Here is a 23415-nt window from a genome sequence, read left to right as displayed (position 1 = left end):
AAAAATCATGTCCGGCAGTCCGTCCTGGTCCATGGCCGCTTTCAAAGCCAGGGCAGTTAAACTTGCGTCCAGAAACTGGCTGTCGGTTTTTACCAGGATGGCCCTGTGTGCTCCCATGGACATGGCGCCTCTGATGGTTGTTACGGCTGTAGCTTTGCCCACGGTCACAATCACCACTTCGCCGCCCTGTTTTTCAACCAGGGTGACAGCTTCTTCAATCCCGTACTCATCATACGGGTTGGGCACAAATTTGATTTCAGAATCTTCGAACCCGTTATCTCCAGCAAGCTTTATAGTGGCTGCAGTGTCAGGTACATGTTTTACGCATACACAGATTTTCATAATTATTTATCCTCTGATGCAATTTTTTATATTATGACCTTCATATAATTATGAATGATCAGGGTTTATAATAGTTCGGTTACATTCGAACCCGCTCCCCTTTAGGATCGTAAGGAGAAGTCAGATGAATGGTGATCGAGTATCGCTTGCTGTTTACACCGATTTCATATTTGCCTGCTGTAATCCACTCATTATTTATGCCCTCGGGATTTTTCAGATAACACATGCCCACCGACCCGCCTATCAAGTGGCCGTAAGCGCCATGGGTGTTTTCACTGACCAGTTCACCATCCCTGTAAATAGGTTCATCGTGGTAGATCAATGGTTCAGGATCATCAATGCTGAATATCATAAGCTTTTTCTTGATGCCTTCTTTTTTTTGTTTAAGTAAGGCATTTTTACCCAAAAAATCGCCTTTGTCAAATTTAACGGCAAACCCCAATCCAGCTTCAAGCGGGGTATGCTCAGGATCAATATCTGACGGCCAGTGTCTGAAACCCCTTTCAAGGCGCAGAGAATCCACTGCGTGCAGCCCGACCTGTTGGACATTAAATTCCTTGCCTGCTTCCATCAGGGCGTCGAACATACCAACAGCAAATTCCGTGGGAACGTAAAGCTCCCAACCCAGTTCACCGGCAAAGGACATCCGTACAACCAATGGTGTGGCATAGCCTACAGGAATTTCTTTAGCCGTTCCATAGGGAAAAGCATCATTGGACAGGTCGGCATCGGTTACTTTTTCCATCAATTTTCTGGCGTTAGGCCCCATGACACCGAGCATGGCATAGGCTGAACTGACATCGATGAGGAAAGCATGTGCCCCTTCAGGAATGGCCCGCTCAATATAATCAAAATCTCTCAGGGCAGTTACGCCGGCCGTGACAATGAAAAATTTGTTCTGTTTAAGTTTGGTGACCGTGATGTCGGCCTCGATACCGCCCCTTTCGTTGAGCATCTGGGTATAAACCACCTTACCGATGGGAGCGTCTATGTCGTTACCGCAAATATTTTGCAGAACTGAAAGAGCTTCCTTGCCCTGCATGATGAAATTGGCCATGGAGGATAAGTCATAGATACCTACATTTTCACGGATAGCCATATGTTCAGCAGCCGAATAGTCAAACCAGTTCTGACGGTGGAAGCTATATTCGTATTTAGGCTCAACGCCTTTTGGCGCGAACCAGTTGGCCCGTTCATATCCGAACAATTGTCCGAAACAGGCACCTTGTTCAGACAGGCGGTCATGGAAAGGAGACATACGGACATTTCTGCCCGTCTCAAACTGTTTGAAGGGGAAATGGATACCGTACAGGTTACCCGGTGTTTCAGGCGCCCGGTCTTTGAGCCATTTGGTGTTCATCATCCAGCTAAAGCAGCGACGGTTGTCGGCCTCCCAGATATGGCCGCTTTTGGGATATCCTTCAACGATCCACTCGGCAGTCTTTTTACCGACGCCTGCTCCACACAGAATACCCGAAGAGTTCATTCCACAGGCAGTATAAAGCTTTTTCATTCCCGGAGCTTCGCCCATGATGTACATATTGTCCGGGGTAAAGCTTTCGGCAGTAGTGGTGATACGGCGAATCTCTGCGTTCGCAAGTTCCGGCACCCGATTGATGGCATTTTCCATCAGGGGTTCAAGGTGATCCATATCTTCAGGCAATTCCCTGAACTGCCAGTCGCTTGGTATGCCCTTTGTTCCATATGGCAACGCACCATATTCAAATGCACCCATTAAAAGTCCGCCGACCTCTTCTCTAAAATAGAGACAACCGTCTTGGTCGCGCAGAATAGGCATACCCTTGTAGGTGCCTTCAATCGGCAGAGTGACGAAATGCATATGTTGACAAGCGTGAATCGGCACGCTGATGCCAAGCTTGCGGCCAAGTTCCCGACTCCACATACCAGCACACAACACAGTGGATTCACACTTGATGTCGCCTTTATCGGTTTTAATGCCGACGACTTGGCCATTTTTCATTTCAAAATCAAGGACATCCGTATCCTCAAAAATTTGCGCGCCGCCTTTCCTGGCGCCAATAGCCATAGACATGGCCGTATCCACAGGATTAACAATTCCGTCGTTGGGCATATAATACGCATTCAAGATATCTTCCGTGTTGATTAAAGGCCAGAGTTTCTTGAGTTCATCCATATCAATGGGACGATTCACGATACCGAAACTTTCGGACATGGATTCCAGCATTTCAAGTTCGTGTGCGCGGTGTTTATTGGTGGAGATGTTGATTACACCGCTCTTTATAAAACCGGTAGGTTGTCCAGTCTCTTTTTCTATCTCTTGATACAATTCATATCCATGACGCGTCATTCGAACCATTTCAGGGGTACCGCGAAGCTGGACCACCAGTCCGGCAGCAGCCCAGGTAGTACCACAGGTTAATTCTTTTCTTTCCAGCACGACCACATCCTTAACACCTAATTTAGTGAGATGATAAGCTGTGGCGCAACCGATAACACCTCCACCGATGATGACGACTTTAGCATGGCTTGGCAATTGTTTAGTCATTTTTATCTCCCTCTATTTACTTAAACGTTTAAGTTAAATATATTATCTTCCTATAAATCAATGGAAGTTCTGTTGTCAAGTAAATTATTTCATAAATAAAAAAATGATTTAATTTTTTCTTGACTTTAATGGTGAAATTTGAATTTAATATACTTTAACGATAAAGTATCATATAAATATTATCAGGAACATAAATTCAGGTAATATCAATGATGCCCTTTGGAAAAACACTGTTACCAAAGGGGGATTGACTCAAAAGGGATATAAATATATCCTGATCAAAATTGTAAAATTGAATGATAGTTTATACTAATAAGGTGACTTCTCAAAACCAAGGTACAACATGATCAAAGTGACGATTAAAGATATTGCCAGGCAATTCAAGGTCTCCACAACAACAGTTTCCAATGCATTAAACGGAAAACCTGGTGTGGGAAAAACTGCCAGAAAAAAAATTGTACAGATGGCAAAAAAAATGGGGTATCAGCCTAATTATTTTGCCAGGGGACTTGTCAGCAGGCAAAGCTATGCTATTGGATTAACCATAGCCAATATCTCAGATCCGTTCTCTGCGGAACTTGCACTGGGAGTGTATGAAAAAGCCAATGAACTGGGCTATACCATGATGCTTTTCAATACCAACTATAATTTAGGAAATGAAACTAAATGCCTTGAAATCCTTAAATCAAAAGGTGTGGATGGTATCATTCTAGCGACTGTCACACAGGATGATTCAAATATCGACTCTCTGGACGAAATTCAGATGCCCTATGTGCTGGTTAACCGCTTGATTTTAAACCCCAAAAAAGCCAATCGGATTGATTCGGTTTCTGTGGATGATTATGGTAGTTTTTATCAGGCAGCCAAGCATTTGTGCCGAATGGGCCATCAAAACATTGCCATGATTGCAGGTGACATGGATGTATCCACGGCAATCGCACTCACCCATGGGGCAAATGAAGCATTCACCGAATACGGGGTGACCATCCCTTCGGATCTGTTTATTGAATGTGGATTCTCCAGAGAACGTGCCTACCAGGCAGCTAAGGCCATATTTTCAAAAAAAAATCGGCCTACAGCCATTTTGATCCAAGGGGACAATATGGCACTCGGAGTCCGTGAGGCAGCCTATGAAATCGGGATCAAAATCCCTGATGATCTGGCAATTGTCGGGCTTGATGACATTAATATATCCTCATTGGCCGGTATAGAGCTGACCACCATTCGTCAAAACCAGTACAAAATGGGTGCCACGGGGGCCCAGTTGCTTATCAATAAAATTAAAGGCGAAGATCATTCAGGTATCAGCAACAAAATTGTCATGGAATCCGACCTGATCATTCGAAAGACATGTGGTTTTCATTTGAAGGGATATGTTAAATAATTAAAACTTAACCTCTATCCTTTTTCAGGAGTTGATATTTTTTTCATTTACAGGCATCAGCCGTTTTCAAGTTGATTGATAATTGTCTCAAGCGCTGACGCAATATCGAGCGGCATGGGGTCCGGCTCATGTTCGGCAATAATTGACGCGGCTTTCAGATACGCCCTTTCCGAGATATCAATGGGACCATTTTTCATCCACTTTTCTCTATTGTCTCTATTAAACAATTCCCCGGTACTCATTGATCTCATATGTTCAAAGGTGTGTTTATGACCTAAAAAATTATTTGAACCCTTAGTCCCGGTGATCTCTTTGATAAGCGCTACGGTTTCATTTAATGGGTCAAAACTGATACCGTGCCGGAGTATTATAAATCGTTCGGCCTGCTCAATGCCGATCATCAAAGCAGCATAATCAAATGTGATAAGAGAGTCTACAGCACCCAGTCCATAAACCACATTGGCACCGGCCAATGTGGCAGGCAGTGCTGTCAGTGAAAAATCACACCCCATCTGGGCATCCGGAAGTTTACTGTCTGTTGCACCGGCGCCGGCCCATGTCGGTATATCGTAATAGTCACCCATACTGACGGTGATCAGTGAATTCAATGCTTTTTCCACGACACCCACAGGTGCAATCGCTTTCCGCAGGTCCATCATGGTACTGCAATTGGTCATGATACAGGTGGCTCCCTTGCGGATGCACTGGGCAAAGGTAATAGTCATAATGAATTCACAATTATGCTGAATGGCTGTTCCAAGTGGTGTTGCAGGCCCTGATGCGCCGGAAAGGATCATGGGCGTGATGGCAATGCCAACCCCCCTTGGTATGGCTTCAATCATGGCCTCGGTTGCTTCTGATACCAGACATAACGGGCTTGTGGGTGATACAAAACAGGTTAACGGAGGGGCTTTCTTAAGTTCCTCTGGGCCTCCGGCAACAATTTGTGCCATGTCCATGATTATTTTTGTACATTTCCCCCCGTTAAAGCCAAGGATACAGTGTTTTGATGTCCCCTGCAGCATGGCATGAAAATTATGAATAGACTGGTATTGACTGGACTTATCTCCTGAGCAGGCAGCCCTGTTGGCCATTTTAAACACACCACTTTTATCTTGAATTTTACAAATATTGAATAGGTCTTGTTTTGTCGTTGAGCGGGGTTCTTTTTTAAACCCATCAATAATTTTAATATGCTCACCAAACCCGGCAACATAGGAGAGACTGCCATCCTTTATTTCATGACTATTCTCAGGATTCCTGGCGTGCATGGTAAAACTGCCCGGGGCAGCTTTCATACTCTCTTCAACCAGGTGACGGGGCAGTTTTATACGGTATAGTTTTCCCTCTTTAGAGACCCATGCGCCCGCTTGTTCAAAAATATCTGCCGCTGCCTTCTGTTCCACTCTGATACCACAGTTCCACAGAATATCCACGGATGCCTCGTGAATCGCTTTTTGTTCATTTCTTGTCAGGGAACCCAATTCCCATCTTTTTTTCAAAAGTTTCATCATAAACTCCTTCAATTTCTATACCTTTATAAATTTCTGGATTTATTGCATCCCTGATAAGAATTTTCTTAATGCTTGATTATAGGCTGCCGGTGATTCTATGTGGATACCATGGCCCGCATCTGTTATGTGGGCCATGTTGCCGTTTTTGAGACTTTTTTTCACTATTGGAAGGTCTTCTGGTTTTACAAGAGAACCTAGGGCATGGTTTGATGAGATAAAAAGACAGGGGCATTGTATCCGGCTCAAAATGGCTGACATGTTCTCACCTGAACAAAGCATATTGTGATAGAGGATCTGTTCAAATATTTCAGGATCGATCTGTTCAAGATTCCTGGTCGCACGTTTAGCCTCAGCAGGAGAATAACCAGCCTCCTCAATAAAACGAGTTTCAGCTTCTTGTCTGGAGGTCTTTTTTTTAACCATTTCAAGGGCCATGTCAAAGTATGACCATCCTTCCCATTGATCCAGGTTTTCCAGCAAAGAAACTGGAGGATCCTCTAAGACAATGGCTTTTATAATATTTGGATATCGTCGGGCTAAATCCGCTGTTATCAACGCACCAAATGAGTGTCCGACAATAATGGGGGGTGTCGGGATCACACCATTAATAAAATCTGCAATGTCGTTGGTAAACGTAGGGAACTTGTAAGATCCGGAAATACGATCTGATCCACCGAATCCCCTTAAATCAACAGCAAAAACATGATTTAGATTTGAAAAATAGTCGATTACCGGGGTCCAGTCCTGCCAAACCGAACCAGATCCGTGAACCAGTAACAATGGAACACCATTTGGCAGGCCTTCCCCGTAATTCAGTGTCACCTTCCCTGTATAATATTTCTTTTCAAGCATGGGTATGTTTAGCTGTCAGATTCATGTGCAATATTATAATCCAAAGCAGCTCCTTTATCCGGTGAAGTTGCCAATTTTGAATAAATGGAAAGATACCCTTTTTTCATTATTTAGCTCGGATTCCCTGGTGAGACTCAAAAATCTGCCCAAGGTTGAAAAAAATTTGAAATCCTATAATTCCCATCCTCTTATTTTATAATACTGGGCCAACATATACTCATATTCTTCATGGGTCAATTGAGCTCCTGTGTCGTCAAGCTTTTTGAACAAACCCTTTGATAAACGGTCATCGGTACTGGTCAATCCTTCCCGGACATTAAATTTTCTTATCTCCCCGGCAATATTTCCCGCCTTTTTCTGGAGCAGAGCTTTATCAGCTTTCAGACCTGTTAACGCATGGATCATAGCGGTAAGTTCTTCCCAGGTGTATATGTCCCTGAAAAACCGGCACAGTACCATGGTGTCAAAAATGGTCAAACGATCCTCAAACTCAACCAAAAGCTCGGCCTTTCCTTCCAGGGTATCCAGAGGACTCATGCCGGTAAGCTCTGGTTTGTAAAAAGTACCTCTCAAATGACAGGCTCCCCTGTCAGACACACCATAGGCAAGCCCTACCCCTTTAAGTACCCTGGGATCGTAACCTGCCGGCTCAAGGCCCTTGGCATGTACAGCTATATCTTCAAGATCCCATTGTCTGGCTGCATGTTTAATACCTTGGGCCAGAATATCTCCGGGTCCCTGTCTTTTCGCGATCATATGAAGCAGTTTTTCTATGCCGTGCACATCCCCGTAATCAATATCAATGTCAACCCGTCCCCGCTTTACCGCTTCTATGGCAAAGGCGCACAGGTTGCCAGCGGTGATGGTATCCATTCCCAGGCGGTCACATAATACATGGAAAAATGCGATTTCTTCAATGCTGTCAACCAGGCATAATCCTCCAAAGGCATAGATAGTTTCATATTCCGGACCCTCAAGGGTCATCCCTTTGTGACGTCCCCTTAATATTGTGGTTTGCCGGCCGCAGGCCATGAAACATTTCAGGCAGCCCGTGGGTTTAACATCACACTGGGTGTGCAGGGCATCAGCGCTTATATTCTCCCATTTATCAAAATATCCCTTTGACCAGTATTGGGTGGGAAAGGCCTTGTTATTGTTCAATACCTTTACCATCTGGGAGGTGCCCATTGACTTATAGGCTTTGACCCCGGGGTGGTCTCTGCCTATATCTGCAATATGCTTTGCAAATGATTTGAGGGCATCTTCATCATGGTATTCTCTTTTTTTACTTCCCTGAAAAAGTATTCCTTTAATTTTTTTGGATGCCATGACAGTGCCTGCACCAGTCCGGCCTGCGCAATGCCAGTTGTCGTTCTGGATAATGCCAAAGCTGACCCCGTTTTCAGCTGCTGGCCCAATGGCCACAATTCCGGTTTTTTTATATTTCTTTTTCTTATTTACATACTCCGTTGCAATGGCTGCTTCGGTTTCAAATGTATCTTTTCCCCATAAGTTTTGTGCAGTGTTGAAAACAACCCGCCCCGGTTCTATGGAAAGCACCACAGGGTCTTTAGACTGCCCGTGAATTAGGATGGCATCATACCCGGCAGCATCAATTGCCTCGGGCACCTTGCCGCCTGAGTAGGATTCAGAGAAAAAACCAGTCAAAGGTGATTTAGTAAATACACCATATCTGCTTGATCCCCATACCCTGCTTCCTGCTGACGGCCCTGTACAAAATATCAGATGATTGCCCGGGTCTAGAGGAGGTACCTGTGGAGGATTATATTTATTAAGTAAGTAGGCACCCAATCCCTTGACGCCTAAATATTGTTGCAAAACCGTTTCCTGAATGGTTTTTTCCTCAAATAGCTGTTCGGTAATGTCAATTGTTAATAATTTTTTATAAAATCCTTTCATGGGTATCTCCTCTGTGCCCTTTGTTATTTACAGATTTTGGCTAATCCGTTTTCGATGATCGAAAGTCCTTTTTCAAGTTGTTCATCAGTAATGACAAAGGGTGCAAGACACCGGATTACATGGCCATAAATTCCGCAGGACAGGACGATTGCACCGTTATCCTGGCAATAATTGACCAGTTGTTGTGCCGCATCAGCATCCGGCTGCATATCAGGGCCTTTTACAAGCTCAAAACCCGACATGGCACCTATTCCTCTGACTTCACCTACCTTGGTAAACTCTTTTTGCCATTTTTCAAACTTAGATCTGATTTTTTCACCTAATGCAATGGATTTTTCCAACATTCCTTCCGTCTCAAAAATGTCAAGTACGGCATGGGCTGCGGCACAGGCAACAGGATTTCCGTTGTAAGTTCCCCCTAATCCACCTGTGTGCACAGCATCCAGAAGTTCAGCTCTTCCCACAACTGCAGTCAACGGTATGCCAGCAGCAAGACTTTTACCAACAGCCACAAGATCAGGCTCAACCCCCCAGTGCTCAATGGCAAACATTTTACCGGTTCGTCCCATGCCGCTTTGGATCTCATCGGAAACAAACAAGATCCCGTTGTCACGGCAGATTTTTACAAGCTCCTGAAAATAGTCCGGCGGCGGTGCAATAAAGCCGCCTTCACCCTGGACCGGTTCCACAACCACGGCAGCTATGTCTTCCGGATTCACATGCTTGATAAAAAAATCATTAAGGGCACTTGCACCAACCTTGTCCCCAAAAGGCATCCGATAAACCTCAGGAGCAAATGGGCCGAACCCGAATTTAAAGGGTTTGACTTTGGAGGTCATGGTCATGGTCAAAAGTGTTCTGCCGTGGTATCCATTTTCAAACACAACCACTCCAGACCTTTTGGTATTATACCTGGCTATTTTTACGGTATTCTCCACAGCTTCCGCTCCACTATTAAAAAAAACAGCTTTTTTATCAAATGTGCCGGGTGTGAGGCTGCAAAGCCTTTCTGCCAGTGTCAAGGCAACGGGATAAGCATTGACCTGAAAACAGGAATGGGTCAATTTTGCAGCCTGATCCTGAATCGCTTTAACCACCTTTGGATGGCAGTGACCAACATTCATGGTTCCGATTCCACCATAGAAATCGATGTATTCATTACCTTCCACGTCGTACAGAAGTGCCCCTTTGGCAGAATCAACCACCCTGTTGGAACCTGCGCCGACCCCGTTGGAATAATACTCGGATCTAAGTTTTCGAAAGTTCTCATTAGTATTTTTTGTCATGATATCCTCCATTTACAATTAATTTAATATTTTGGTTTATTATTTCAGGCAGATGCCTTCATACTCTCGGACATTGTTCATACTGTTTATCCTGGTTCACCCGTTAAAAGGAAATTGGATATTTCCCATATTTTTTGACGGCTTTTGACATGGCAAGAATATTCTCCACCTTGCAGAAATCGGTAATGCTGTTGGCGGTTCCCAATATAAACCCGCCCCCTTTACCGATTTTTTTAATCCGTTCCTTCACCTCTTGTTCTACCTCCTCCACGGTCCCGTGGGGGAGTGTATGGATAAGATCAATGTTGCCCCATAACGCTACCCGATGGCCATATTTCTCCTTGACCTTTTCAATATCCATTGACGGGGGTTCAATGGGGTTGATGCAGTTCATGCCCAGACCGAGAAGGTTGTCAAAAATCGTAGAAAGATCACCGTCGGAATGGTATGCCCACGGAATAGAAATTTTATCTGCCAGCAGTTTAAACCGGGGAATAAAAAACTCCCTTAGAAAAACAGGCGAGAACATAGGACCTTTTTTGTAGGCAATATCATCATAAAGAAAGAAAAAATCAAACCCTATGGCTTCAAGCAGTTCAACATTTCGGCAATTCCATTCAATGTAGCGGTCATAAATCCCCTCTATAAGTTTCTGGTCTCCCATGGAGGATTCTGCAAATGTCATCCAGCCAAGTGATAGATAGGTGGGCTGAATCCCCGGTCGGATCCCGCAGTACAGCGCCAGGTCTTTTTTGCCATAATTGTCCACAAAGCGTTTGGCACCATCCAGCAGGTTCCCTTGGGCCAGATCGGGGAATACCATCATCTGAAGATCCTTTTCACTGCGGATCAACCCCTTTGCCATGTAATGAACATTTCCTTTTTCATCGGTCATGGTTTCATCGCACACTGGAGACAAGGCATATATATCCTGATATCCAATGGCATCAAATCCAATGGCTTCACCAAACTCTCCTTCATCCATCCGGTCTGCACCCATGGCCTCCACAAGTTTTTGACGAATCTCTTTATCGACCCAGTCGGCAAAGGGAACCTGATCGGGTTCTTCAAGGTTAAGGGCTTTCATGAATCGTTCTTTTGGTGTCATTGTTTATCCTTTTAACACATCTGTTTCATAATCTTTTATAATGTCTTTCATTTCTTTGGCCGCCCCTTTGGGAAGTTCCAATGGCTTATGGGTTTTTAATATATGGTTTGCCTCTTCGTAGGCCCTTGTTGTCAGATCTTTTCCCTCGGTCACCTCCATCCACTTTTCACGGTTCCTTCGATCGAATAAAGAAGACGTTGACATCTGTCTCATGTGATCAAAGGTATGCTGCCGGGTTAAAAATTCACCTGCCGGCCCTGCCTCCCTTATAAGATCAAGCGCCAGAGTTTCTTTATTTATTTCAATACCCTTTAACACTTTATAAATATTATTAAACAATTCACTATCCATGAGCAGTTTTGCAAAATCAAATGTGAGTCCTGACTCAAGACATCCGGCACCATAAATGAAATTGGCTCCTGAAAGAGCACTGACCGTTGCAGTAAGCGATGCTTCATAGGCAGCCTGAGCATCGGGAAGCTTAGAGTCGGAGTGTCCACCACCAACCCAGGAGGGCAGATCGTAAAACCGGGCAAGTTTTGAAAGGCCTGCGCTGATAATCCCATATTCCGGTGCGCCAACGGCGGGTGTGGAGAATCTTAAATCCATAATGGTACTGCTGCTGGCATAAGTACAATGGCTTCCTTTTTTTGTTAACTGTGCCAATGCAATCGCACTTAAGACTTCAGCATTGTGCTGAATAATTGCACCGGCAAGGGTGGCTGGAGCTGTGGCGCCACTTAACACCATTGAAATGGGGGCGACCCCAACCCCGGATTTTGCACATTCAATAATTACATCGCAACAGTTTTTTACCAGCTCCAAAGGACTTGTCGGTGTTACAAATGCCGTGACAATAGGTTTTTCCTTGAATTTTTCGGCTCCGCCCATACACACCGAAGCCAGTTCAAAAATTTTTCTGACATTTTCTTTGCTGTTGCAGCCCATAAAGATATGTTTGCTTGTGTTTGATACCATGGCCTCAAAATTATGAAGGGGCTGAGTATCTGCCGGTTTTTCCAGCGATCCCATGGGGCGCTCCAGAACTGAAATCTGATCCAGGTAATCAACCAAAAGAGAGGCTTTTCCAAGGGCAGCCTTGGATGACGGCCCGATTTGTCTGGTTTGAGGGTCAATAACCCTTATACACTCTCCAAAAGTTGAAAACCCAACATGCCCCTGGGAAATTCGATAACTGTGTTCAGGTTTTCTTCCATGATAAGTGATGTCACCCGGTGTCGACTTGATACACGCTTCAACCAGATGGCCGGAAAGTTTGACAATCCCGGTCTTACCATGATTTTCATTGCCGGCACTTTCAACCTCGGCACCGGCACCGTGGAATATCTCCAGAGCCTCATCGGATTCCACTTTCACCCCTGTTTTTTCAAGGATCTCCAGTGTCGCCTCATGAAGGGTTTTGATCTCATCGTTAGTAAATACTGGTAATGAAAATCCCGATGTGGTTTTATGGCCCGATTTTATGGTTTGTGTCATTGAACACCCTCTTTTGGCAATTTGTTCCCGGCTCTTTTACAAAAACGATGTCTTTGCTCCCCCCATGAAGCAATGAGATTTGAAAGCCACTTGTATCTCATCAGTAAAAGAACCGGGGTGGTTTAAATTTACTATTAAAATTCAGGGGTGGTTTTATCGACCCCTAAATGGCTTTCAGTCTCTTTTACAATCTCTCTTAGTTCCGCCTTGATATCATCCGACAACGATGGCGGTTTGTGAGTTTCAAGAATCTTTTTTGCCTCTTCAAGGGATCTTTGATATATATCTTTGGACCCTTGAGCTTTCCATTTGTCTCTGACCCTTCGGTCAATCAGTTTGGGGTGTGAAATGGATCTCATATGTTCGAAAGTTTCTTTTCTGGTGACAAAATCGCCAAAGGATCCTACCTCTTTGATTGCGTCCACAGAAAGGGTTTCATCGTTCACGGGGATACCATTTACACAATAATTGATCATTTGGGCAAATTCATTATCCATGACCAGTTGACCGTAATCGAATGTGACGCCCATTTCAAGCATTCCCAGACCATAAATCAGGTTGGCGCCTGCCAACGCTGTAAGAAGTCCGGAAAGGGTCTTTTCATGACCCAACTGGGCATCAGATACCTTGCTGTCGCCCTATGCACCAGCAACAAAACTGGGCAGACTATTATACCTGGCGAGCCTTGCTACAGCAGCATTAATTATGGCACATTCCGGAGCACCAACAGTGGCTGATGCAAACCGCAGATCCATAGCTGTTGTAGAGCTGCCGTACATGATAGGGGCACCCTTAACTGTCAACTGGCTTAATGCTACGGAAGCAAGAAGTTCTGCATTATGGTCCACAAGGGTCCCGGCAAGATGTATGGAAGATGAGGCACCTGCCATGGCCATGGTGATAATATTTGCCATCATACCGGCTTTGGCAGATTCCATGATGACCTCGCAGGTATCATTTACAAGTCTTAAGGGACTAACCGGGCAGGTATGAAAAGATACCAGCGGCCTTTCCCTCAACGCCTCTTTTCCTCCGGCCACTACCTGGGCCATTTTAACGATCTGCCGGGCCTGGTAACCGCTGAAAGGCCCGATCATCACATGTTTTGTGGTATTATTAAAAATAGCTTCCGCATTATGGACCGGTGCGACTTCAGCCGGGACATCATGGGCACCCATGGCACGGTTGTATACAGATACTTCACTCAGAAAGTCTCCTAATTTTGCCGATAAAGCCACATCCTTTTTAGTGGGAGCCCTGAGTTCTCCGGTATCCAGGTCATTGACCAGAATGCCTTCACCAAAATTAGTAAATCCCACCCGGTTGTTTTCCAGCACAAAATCATCTTCCGGCCTGCGACCGGCCATGACAAATTTTGGTGGTGCCCATCGAAGGGTGTCCTCTATCATGTATGGCGGCAGCTTGACAATCTTCTTTTTTTTGTCAATTATTGCACCATTGGCATGAAAAATTTCTAGAGCATCCTCATTCTCAACAAAAATGCCGGTTTTTTCAAGGACTTCCAGGGTAGCCATATGAATCTCATAGAGTTCATCATCTGTGAGGGTGTTTAAGCTGTATCCCCCACTCCCCAGTTTCCCTGCATGGATATTACGTCTCACAGAAAACCTCCTGATTTATTAAAAGTTTAAATCCAATATCTTATTTTTGATGCATGATTGCATCCTGCTGTTTTTTGGTTATTCCCTGGAGAATTCTATCCAGTACAACGGCAATGAATAGAATGCCCAGTCCGGCTTCAATACCGACTCCAAGGTCAATACGCTGGATACTGTATAATATTTTAGACCCCAGTCCTCCCGCGCCGATCATGGCAGCTACCACCACCATGGAAAGTGCCATCATTACCGTCTGATTTACCCCGGTCATGATACTGGGTATGGCAAGGGGGAGCTGGATCTTCAACAACAGCTGGACCGGTGTACAGCCAAAGGCAGTTCCTGCTTCCACCACCTCATGGTCCACCTGCTGGATACCCAGGCTTGTCAGTCTGACCATGGGAGGCAGGGCAAAAATCACGGTTGCAATAATACCCGGCACATTACCAATACCGAAAAACATGATCGCAGGAATCAAATATACAAAACTGGGAATGGTCTGCATACCATCTAGAATCGGCTTGAGGATGATATCAAACCTGGGGTTTTTTGCAGCAAGAATTCCCATGGGAAGCCCAAATAAAACAGAAATAAATACAGCCGTGGTAACTAAGGCCAGGGTACTCATACCAATGGTCCACAGGTCCAGGCATCCAAGGCTGAAAAGACATACGGCAGTAAGGATACCAACCCTTCGACCGGCAACGATCCACCCGACGACAGCGAGGCCTATCAATGCAACAGGCCAGGGCACCCAGACAAAAAAACTGTCCAACTGAACCAGTAAAAACTCGACTACGACTTTAATGGAATCAAACACACTTGAAAAATTTTCAGTCAACCAGTTGACAAAAATTTCTGCCCAATGTCCCAGGGGTATTCTTATGGGAAAATTCATAATTTAAACTCCTTAAAATTTAAGCGGATTGTAAAGATGACAGTATTGTTTCCCTGGAAATAACTCCCTGGAGTTTACCCTGGCTGTCATTGACCACTATGGGAACCTTGGTATCCGCAGCCTGGTCAAGCAGTGACTCTAAAAATGTATCACTTGAAACACTGATAGTAGGATAATGGGTAGGACGCTTATTTTTAGGAATATCTTCAATGGATTTAAAAAACCCATCGAGAAGTGTAAGATTGAAATAGTCCACTGTATCCTGTATCTTTTGGTTTTCATCCACTAAAAAGATATATCGAAGATTATTTTCATTCATTTTATTGGTCACCTCCTCACTGGAGGACCCAACAGGCATTACCCACTTGTCAAGCTTTTGCATGATATCCTGTGCTGTGATGAATTTTGTTTTGGGAAGATCTTTTACAAATTCTTCAACATATCCTTTTGCAGGATTTAGGACAATTTGCGCCGGTGTGCCCTGCTGCACGATAGCCCCATCTTTCATAATGGCGATATGGTTGGCAAGTTTCAATGCCTCGTGCAGGTCATGGGTGACAAATACAATGGTTTTTTTAACTTTTTTGATTAATTTTACAAATTCATCCTGCATTTGTCGTTTTATCATAGGATCCAGGGCACTGAAGGCTTCATCCATCAGCAGGATTTCCGGATTTGTGGCTAGAGCCCTGGCAAGCCCCACCCGTTGCTGCATACCACCGCTCAGCTCATAGGGATAACTTTTTTCCCATCCTTTTAACCCCACTAATTCCAGAGCTTCATAGGCTTTTTTTTCCCGCTCTTTTTTCTCCATCCCCTGTATTTCCAGCCCAAAGGCTGCATTCTTCACAAGCCTTCTGTGGGGCAGCAGCGCAAAATGCTGGAAAACCATGCCGATTTTTTTCCGCCGTACGTCTCTTAGTTCCGGGGCGGGCAGGGCGGTGATATCCTGGTTGTCAATAAACACCTTGCCTGCCGTGGGCTCATGGAGACGGTTGATGCACCGCAGCAAGGTTGATTTGCCGCTCCCGGAAAGCCCCATAAGACAAAAAATCTCCCCTTCAGCAACCTTAAATGACGCCTGCCGGGTTCCCGCTACGCAGCCGGTCTTTTCAAGACGTTCAACTTTGTTCATGTCCTTGTACTGGTCCCAATTTTTAATGATGTCTTCGGCTCCATCCCCGAAAATTTTCCAGACATCTTCACATTTGATTTTTATCTTTGAACTTGTTTCATCACCCATGGAGATCCTTTTGTATTAATGTATTGTTTGAATTTTTGAATCCTGCCTGGGTAATATGCCATGGGCTATAAATAAAACCATGGCATATTGATCCAGATTTACTAAATATCTTTATTTAAGCCAGGCATTCACAATTTCAGGATTGTCTTCAACCCATTTTTTAGCTGCTTCCGGCCCGCTCATCTTTGGTTTGCCGTCCAGGTCTGTCACCATGGCGATGAGTTCATTGACTTCACCAATGGGGATAGACCAGTTTTTAAAGAACTGGTAGGCTTTTGGGAGTCTTTTTTCCATTTTTTTACTGATGCCAACCCATACGTTGGTGGGTTGGATTTCACAAGTAATTTTGCTCTGTTCAGGATGTTTCTGGACAAATTTCCATTTTGCAGGGTCATAGGCAGGCTCTTCAATTTTTACCAGGTCATACTCACTGAAAAGCCATTCGGGTTCCCAATAGTAGAAAATGACGGGTTTTTTCTTGAGGATGGCGGATTTCAAGGTGGCAAGCCATGCCCACTGCTCTACACCCAGATTTTCAAAGTCAAGTCCGTAATCCCGGATTCTAACGGAAGTGATTTCATTCATTTTCCAGCTGGTGGGCCCGCCCCACAGGTCACCCTTGCCATTGCTGTCAATATCAAAGAGTTTTTCTTTGCCTTTTAAGTCATCAATGGTTTTGATCCCGTGTTCATCAGCAACAAACTTGGGAATATACCAGCCCTGGGGTGCATTGGGGTAGCTCAGCACCACTTCACAGGATTTTTTTTCTTTGGTATATTTATCAATACCGCCTGCTTCAGCCGTCTCCCAGATATCAGAAAAAACATCCACATCACCTTTGTCCATGCCAACCCAGGTAACAGCGCCGTTGAGTTGAGTGACTTTAACAGGGATATTTAAGTTCTTTTCAATCGCATATTTCATCACATGGCAAATCACCGTAGATCCGGTCCAGCTTTGTTCCGAAATGATTACGTTCTTCCTGGCAGCCCAGGATGTTCCCATGGCAAAAATAATACTTGCAACTATCAATAAAACCATCATCATAGTTTTTTTTAATTTAGGCATTTTGTATTCCCCTTCATTTTTTAAATTTTGTTATTAATTCAGACCCCGACTTGTTTTTGTTTGTTTTTATGTCGTAGCACCTCCTTTTTATTCGATTAAATTTTTAATTCCAAACTCACATTTTGATTAATCGTTTAAGTTAGTTAAGTTCATATAATCTATTTTGTCAAGAATTTATTTTGGAAAAAATTTAATATTATATTAAAAGAGCTATTAAAGGATAGATAGGATCATACATAACACCTTAATCTATACAAATCTAATGAATTAAAAAAATCTTGACAACCTGTTTTTTTTTAATATAACGTAAAATTTACTTGAACGATAAAGTAAATTTTGATGGACCCAATTATGGTGCTGTCAGTATACTATAAGGAGGAAAATGAGACGGCAAGCGGAACAAACGTACTCATCGGTACAGTAAAGGGGGGCCTTCATGAGATTGGTGCAAATGGATTTGCACCGGATGCTGATTCTGCCAGTAAATTTGCAAAAACAATGTAAAATCACAAAATTATGTGGTAATATTACCTATGAAAAAAACAAATAAAGTTAGTATTTCAGGTCAACCGGGGTTTAGGGATCCTAACGATAAAAACAAGGTTACCATTCCAATGGATTTAAGATTTTCTGATATGGATGCCAATGGCCATCTTTTTTTTGGTAATTATTTCACTCTTTTTGATACCGCTTTTCTTGAGTATCTTAAGATTATCGGCTTCTCTTTTGACATGTTCTGTCAGGATCAATTAAATTTTTATTATGTAGAGGCAACCAGTCAGTATAAAACACCGGTAAAGTACGGAGATGTCCTCAATATCACTGTTTGGATAGAAAATCTTGGTCGTACAAGCTTTACTGCCCAATTTAAAGCCTTTAATATGACTTATGGTAACGTTGCAGCAACTGGTCGAATTGTTGCCGTCGTAGTAAATAAAAAAACAGAAAATCCGGCTCCATTGCCGGAAGGTTTTAAAAAGGCAATAGAAAGGTGATCCTCCCCCAAAAAACTGAAGACGGAGTTAAGCCATATTTGTCACCTCAATGCCCCAATTTTATTTTTCAATTGAGGCGACTTCTTTCCTGACACAGAGGGCTATCTTTCTAACCCTTTATCTTCTCATTTTTCGGATCATAAAGGGATGACAACGATACTTTGGCAGGATACATTTTCCCGGCAATATTAATCTCCCAATTTCCTGCGGCAATATAATTGTCATCAACCGGTTCATCAGCCTCAATCATAAATAGTCCAACAGCTCCACCAAGGGTAAACCCATATGAGGCTGAACTGACATAGCCCACAGGTTTTCCATTTCTGCTGACAATTTCAGCGTGAAATAATAAGGGCTCCGGATCTTTCACCAGTACCTGGGCCAGACGCCTTGTCATCTTTCCTTTCGCTTTTTTCTTAACACAGGCCTCTTTACCAATAAATCCGGAAGGTTTATCTAATTTAATAGTAAACCCTAATCCTACTTCATAAGGATCATCCGTGTTGTCCATGTCATGTCCGTAATCCCGATACCCTTTCTCCATTCTTAAACTGGCAAGCGCTTTAAGTCCCGCATGACAGAGATTGAACTTATCTCCGGCTTCAACTATACAGTCGTAAACATGGGCCGCCTGTTCCGTTGGGATGAAAAGTTCATACCCCAGCTCACCTAAATAAGTAATCCGGATACAAATCGCGCGGGCATAACCAATGGCAATTTCCTGTACATGCCGATAGGGGAATGCCTCATTTGATACATCTGTAGCAGTGATAGACTGTAACAGATCACGGGATTTTGGTCCCTGAATATTTAATTGAGCAAAAGCGGACGTCATATCAGTAACAAAGGCATGGGCATTATCGGGAATGTTTCTCTTTAACCAGGTTTCAGCATGTCGATGCATGGTATCGGTCACCACCACTAAATATTTTTCTTCTTCAAGTTTTGCAACCGTCAAATCGGTTTCGATTTTCCCGTCTTCATTTAACCATGGGGTGTAAGTAATTTGATTGACCTTGCTGTCAACTTCATTTGCTGAAACAGTGTTTAACACTTTCCCCGCATCACGGCCCTGTACGTAAAATTTTGGCATAAAAGACATATCCATAAGAATCACATTTTCACGAGCTGCCTTATGTTCAGCTTCCCAAAAAGCAAACCAATGATCTTTACCCCAGGAATATTTGTCAATTTTGGGTTCATGTCCCTGTGGAGCAAACCAGTCAGCACCTTCCCAGCCGCTGACATCCTTGAAATAAGCCCCCTGATCCTTCAGACGATCGTAGACAGCGGATTTTTTAGCCCCCCTTGCAGTCTGCATGGATTTATAGGGATAATGACATTTATAAACCGTGCCAAGAGATTCAACCGTCCTGTGTCTTCTGTATTCCGGGTTATTCTGATAGGTGTGCAGACGATCAATATTAAATCCTGTGATATCTACATCGGGTTTTCCATTCATTATCCAGTGGGCCATCATCTTCCCAAGTCCCGGGCCCATGATAATGCCCACAGAGTTTAATCCGGCCGTGACAAAATAATTTTTTAATTCAGGCGCCTCACCAATTATGGCTGAAAGATCGGCTGTAAAACTTTCCGGGCCACAGAAAAATTTCTTTATGCCGAGTTCGGTGGTGATGGGTACCCGTGACATTGCTTTTTCCAGAAAGGGTCCCATGCGGTCCCAATCCGGTTCAATCTCACCAAAGGAAAAACTTTCGGGAACCCGTTTTATTTTCCAGGGAGCACATTTCGGCTCAAATAACCCGATCATGAGGCCACCCACCTCCTCGCGATAATATCCATAATGAGACGGATCTTCAAGTATGGGCATATTTTTCGGGATATCATCCATCTCTTCCGTGATGAGATAATAATGCTCTGCTGCCTGATTGGGGATATTAATGCCGTCGACCTCACCGATCTGTCGAGCCCACATGCCGGCACAATTGACGACAACATCAGCCTTTATATCTCCATGGAGTGTTTTTACTCCGGTAACAACTCCGTTTTTCTTTATAACTCCGGTGGAGGCAACACCTTCAATGATGTTTACCCCCTGGTTCCGGGCGCCTTTGGCCAGTGCCATGGTCCCGTCCACAGGATTTACACGACCATCTTCTTTAACATAGAAACCTGCCAGCAGATCATCTACCCGGGCAAGGGGGAAGAGGTCCTTGATCTCTTTGGGTGATATTTCATGAACATCAATCCCGCAATATCGATTAAATTCAGCCACACGGCGGTACTCTTCCAATCGATCTTTATTACTGGCGGCTTCAATAAACCCCACGGGTTTGAACCCGGTTGACAATCCGGTTTCAGCCTCAAGCCGGGTATAAAGATCCCTGCCATACAGGCGCATTTCACATGCTGTCTCGGACAATGATCCAAACGTCACCATCAGACCGGCTGCGTGCCAGGTTGTTCCTGAGGTCAATTCATCGCGTTCTAAAAGCACCACCTCTTTGCAGCCCATATGGCCCAAGTGATAGGCAATAGAACAGCCAATTATTCCGCCACCGATAATGACCACATTTGCGTGTTTCGGCAGGTTTATATTTTTTTTTCCCATTGAAGTTCCTTCTTTCTTAATTCTTCCACTTAAATATTTGCTTTAAGATTTAATACCCATTTCTTTTTCCGCTTCTACAACAATGGATCGAATTGTTGCCAGAATATCATCTGAAAGCGGATCAGGCGTATGATTTTCCAGGATGTGTCTAACCTTTACCATAGCTCTTTCATACGCAGTTTTTTCACCTGCCTTTTCCCATGTTCCCCGCATTTTGCGATCAATCAATTCAGGCTTTGACTGTTCTCTCATATGCTTGAATGTATGTTTGTGCATGAGAAAATCTTTGCCCGGACCTATCTCCTTGATAGTGTCGATGGCAAGTGTTTCATCATTGACAGGAATCCCCTGAATCGTATGCTTAATCATACGCGCAAACTCACAATCTAAAACCAGTTGACCGTAATCAAAAGTGATACCGCTTTCCAGCATGCCCGAACCGTAAATCATATTGGCACCTGCCAATGCGGGTATAAGTCCGGTGAGTGTTTTCTCATGGCCAGTCTGGGTATCAGATATTTTACTGTCGCCCTACTGACCAGCCACATAACTGGGCAAGGCATAATATCGGGCAAGCCGGGCCACTGCTCCACTGATCACCGCACACTCGGGTGTACCCACGCTGGCGGATGCCAGTTTCAGATCCATGGAGGTGGTGGAACTGCCGTAAATAACAGGAGTTCCTTTCCGGGTAAGCTGTGCCAGTGTAATGCCTGAAAGGACTTCAGCATTATGATTCACCAATGTACCTGCCAGGGTTACAGGGGATGTGCCCCCTGCCATGGCCATGGATAAAATATTACAGACCACATTATTTCGTGCGGCTTCCATGATAATCTCACAACAGTCGGAGATCAATTTCAACGGACTTACCGGGCAGGTTGTAAAAGAAACAATAGGACGTTTTTTAAATTCTTTTACACCGCCGGCAATGGCTTCACCCATTTTAATAATTTTCTTTAAAAATTTGCCATTCCCGGGGCCAAAGGCACAATGTTTTGTGGTATGGGTCAGATAGGCTTCTGCGTTGTGGAGCGGCACGGTGTCCTGATTGACATCATGGGCCCCAAGTGCTTTTTCACAAAAATCAATTTCAGGAAGCGCATCAATGACGATAGCAGAATCAATCAAATCCTTTTTTACCGGAGATCTGTTTTCTCCTGTATACGGATCATTTACCATTACGCCTTCACTGAAATTGGTAAAATAAACCCGGGTATTTTCCAGAACAATATCATGTTTGGGATCACGGCCGTACAGCACTAACTTGGGAGGCGCCGACCGAATAGCATCTTCCACCATATAAGGCGGAATTTTTACAATTTTTGTGTTGCGGTTGACAACAGCGCCTCCCTCTTCAAAACAATCCAAAGCATTTTCATCTTCTATAAAAACACCTGTTTCATTCAGAACTTCAAGGGTTCCATAGTGAATCTCATCCAACTCGTCATCTGTTAGAATATTGAGACTCAATCCGGAACTCAGTTGCCTTCCGGCATGAAAATTACGTTTCATATGGTTGATACCTCTCAACTGTTTTAGTTAATAATTATAGGCCTCATTATACAAATTTAAAAAAATAAATGTTACTACTGACAGGGTAACATTATTCTTGTTTTTCTTTAGCAAACTCTCTATATTTATGTCAAGTTCAAAGAAACTGGCGGATATAAAAGGAGAAAAATGATATATCCGGCTTATCCTAAAAAGCCGGATCAAAGGTTTTTTATGACAAAAATAAATACGGAATTCAAACTTGGACTGTCAGATTATGCCCTTACTGCCTATATTTCTCTGACAGCAAACCATCCGGTTAACGGATCACAGTTGAGCCGTCAATCCAGCATCCCCCGAGCCAGGATATATGATGTTTTAGAAACGCTTACAGCCAAAGGATTTGTGATTGAGTCGAGTAAAGGTATGTACACACCGATTCCATCCGAGGAATTTATTCGAAGGCTGCGACAGGATTTTGAAACCGTACTTTCTTCTCTGGAAAAAAAGATAAAAAAAGCCAAGCAGGAACCTGAAAAGGATGTCATCTGGACCATAAAAGGATATGCTGCTGCAATGGGCAAGGCTAAAGAAATGATCGACAAGGCAAAAAAAGAAATTTATATCCGCCTGTCTCCGGAAGAAGGGCATCATCTTGATTCAAAGCTATTGGCTGCTGAATCAAGGGGTGTGCAGGTCAAATATATTTCGATGAAACCTGTCCCTCAAACATTTAAGCTTCAGATAATTCATCCTGGCCCTGCCCCTTATGAACAAAATTCAAACACCAGGTTCTTTGATATTGTTGTGGACAAAGAAGAAATTCTATGTGGAATGTTTATTGAGGGTGATGAGGAAGGCTCTGTTATTAACTGGGGCCAGAATAAAAGATTTGTCCTGTCAGGCCGGGACAGTCTGCGTCATGATTTTTTTCATTACTTTCTTTATAAAATTCAAAATGAAAAAAAAGAACTCACCCAAAAGGAAACTGCTCTCTATGAGTTTGTCCAGAAAGATATTTGACGTTGATACCATAATTATCGGAGGTGGTCTCAGTGGTATCTATGCCGCCTGGCTGCTGTCTAAAAAAAAT

15 protein-coding genes and 3 pseudogenes are annotated in these 23415 nt (G+C 43.8%); 4 read left to right on the top strand and 14 right to left on the bottom strand.

The window, feature by feature from the left end; all coding sequences use genetic code 11:
• Window positions 1-342, bottom strand: a pseudogene (locus HGJ91_RS09040) (electron transfer flavoprotein subunit beta/FixA family protein); the annotation flags it as partial.
• Window positions 343-421: 79 nt separating this feature from the next.
• Window positions 422-2869, bottom strand: a complete 2448-nt coding sequence (locus HGJ91_RS09035; RefSeq protein WP_291347392.1) for an FAD-dependent oxidoreductase — start codon at window positions 2867-2869, stop codon at window positions 422-424.
• 343 nt (window positions 2870-3212) lie between these two features.
• Between HGJ91_RS09035 and HGJ91_RS09030 the strand changes: the two genes are divergently transcribed.
• A complete protein-coding gene (locus HGJ91_RS09030; RefSeq protein WP_291347391.1) occupies window positions 3213-4253 on the top strand; it encodes a LacI family DNA-binding transcriptional regulator in 1041 nt (346 codons plus the stop codon).
• A 56-nt stretch (window positions 4254-4309) separates the two neighbouring features.
• Here HGJ91_RS09030 and HGJ91_RS09025 read toward each other — a convergent pair whose 3' ends face one another.
• The 10 genes and pseudogenes from HGJ91_RS09025 to HGJ91_RS08980 form a co-directional block, all read right to left on the bottom strand.
• Complete coding sequence (locus HGJ91_RS09025) at window positions 4310-5764, bottom strand: trimethylamine methyltransferase family protein (RefSeq protein WP_291347390.1); 1455 nt, start codon at window positions 5762-5764, stop codon at window positions 4310-4312.
• A gap of 42 nt (window positions 5765-5806) precedes the next feature.
• Window positions 5807-6619, bottom strand: coding sequence for an alpha/beta hydrolase (locus tag HGJ91_RS09020; protein ID WP_291347389.1), 813 nt, complete (start codon window positions 6617-6619; stop codon window positions 5807-5809).
• A gap of 171 nt (window positions 6620-6790) precedes the next feature.
• Window positions 6791-8539: an aldehyde ferredoxin oxidoreductase family protein gene (locus tag HGJ91_RS09015; protein WP_291347388.1), complete on the bottom strand. Its 1749-nt coding sequence runs from the start codon at window positions 8537-8539 to the stop codon at window positions 6791-6793.
• Between the two features lie 23 nt (window positions 8540-8562).
• Entirely contained in the window at window positions 8563-9825 is a 1263-nt protein-coding gene (gene gabT / locus HGJ91_RS09010) for a 4-aminobutyrate--2-oxoglutarate transaminase (RefSeq protein ID WP_291347387.1), read from the bottom strand.
• A gap of 103 nt (window positions 9826-9928) precedes the next feature.
• A complete protein-coding gene (locus HGJ91_RS09005) occupies window positions 9929-10933 on the bottom strand; it encodes a uroporphyrinogen decarboxylase family protein (RefSeq protein ID WP_291347386.1) in 1005 nt (334 codons plus the stop codon).
• A 3-nt stretch (window positions 10934-10936) separates the two neighbouring features.
• Window positions 10937-12430 (bottom strand): trimethylamine methyltransferase family protein, encoded by a 1494-nt coding sequence (locus HGJ91_RS09000; protein WP_291347385.1) that lies wholly within the window; start codon window positions 12428-12430, stop codon window positions 10937-10939.
• Window positions 12431-12564: 134 nt separating this feature from the next.
• Window positions 12565-14052, bottom strand: a pseudogene (locus HGJ91_RS08995) (trimethylamine methyltransferase family protein).
• Between the two features lie 40 nt (window positions 14053-14092).
• Window positions 14093-14947: a proline/glycine betaine ABC transporter permease gene (locus HGJ91_RS08990; protein ID WP_291347384.1), complete on the bottom strand. Its 855-nt coding sequence runs from the start codon at window positions 14945-14947 to the stop codon at window positions 14093-14095.
• A 19-nt stretch (window positions 14948-14966) separates the two neighbouring features.
• The gene (locus tag HGJ91_RS08985; RefSeq protein WP_291347383.1) at window positions 14967-16190 is read right to left on the bottom strand and encodes a glycine betaine/L-proline ABC transporter ATP-binding protein; all 1224 of its coding nucleotides are present in this window, start codon (window positions 16188-16190) and stop codon (window positions 14967-14969) included.
• 111 nt (window positions 16191-16301) lie between these two features.
• Window positions 16302-17258, bottom strand: coding sequence for a glycine betaine ABC transporter substrate-binding protein (locus HGJ91_RS08980; RefSeq protein WP_291347382.1), 957 nt, complete (start codon window positions 17256-17258; stop codon window positions 16302-16304).
• A gap of 351 nt (window positions 17259-17609) precedes the next feature.
• On the opposite strand from HGJ91_RS08980, the gene HGJ91_RS08975 reads away from it, so the two are divergent.
• Together HGJ91_RS08975 and HGJ91_RS08970 are read left to right on the top strand one after the other, a co-directional pair.
• Window positions 17610-17762 (top strand): hypothetical protein, encoded by a 153-nt coding sequence (locus HGJ91_RS08975; protein ID WP_291347381.1) that lies wholly within the window; start codon window positions 17610-17612, stop codon window positions 17760-17762.
• A 29-nt stretch (window positions 17763-17791) separates the two neighbouring features.
• Entirely contained in the window at window positions 17792-18253 is a 462-nt protein-coding gene (locus tag HGJ91_RS08970) for a thioesterase family protein (protein WP_291347380.1), read from the top strand.
• A gap of 109 nt (window positions 18254-18362) precedes the next feature.
• Here HGJ91_RS08970 and HGJ91_RS08965 read toward each other — a convergent pair whose 3' ends face one another.
• Together HGJ91_RS08965 and HGJ91_RS08960 are read right to left on the bottom strand one after the other, a co-directional pair.
• Window positions 18363-20828, bottom strand: coding sequence for an FAD-dependent oxidoreductase (locus HGJ91_RS08965; RefSeq protein ID WP_291347379.1), 2466 nt, complete (start codon window positions 20826-20828; stop codon window positions 18363-18365).
• Window positions 20829-20870: 42 nt separating this feature from the next.
• Window positions 20871-22343 (bottom strand): annotated as a pseudogene (locus tag HGJ91_RS08960) (trimethylamine methyltransferase family protein).
• A gap of 168 nt (window positions 22344-22511) precedes the next feature.
• Between HGJ91_RS08960 and HGJ91_RS08955 the strand changes: the two are divergent.
• The gene (locus tag HGJ91_RS08955; RefSeq protein ID WP_291347378.1) at window positions 22512-23345 is read left to right on the top strand and encodes a TrmB family transcriptional regulator; all 834 of its coding nucleotides are present in this window, start codon (window positions 22512-22514) and stop codon (window positions 23343-23345) included.
• Window positions 23346-23415 lie beyond the last annotated feature (70 nt).

This window comes from Desulfobacula sp. (assembly GCF_014237455.1).
Lineage (GTDB): Bacteria > Desulfobacterota > Desulfobacteria > Desulfobacterales > Desulfobacteraceae > Desulfobacula.
Note: the sequence above shows the minus strand (reverse complement) of the source record. Positions and strands in the feature narration are given on the sequence as shown.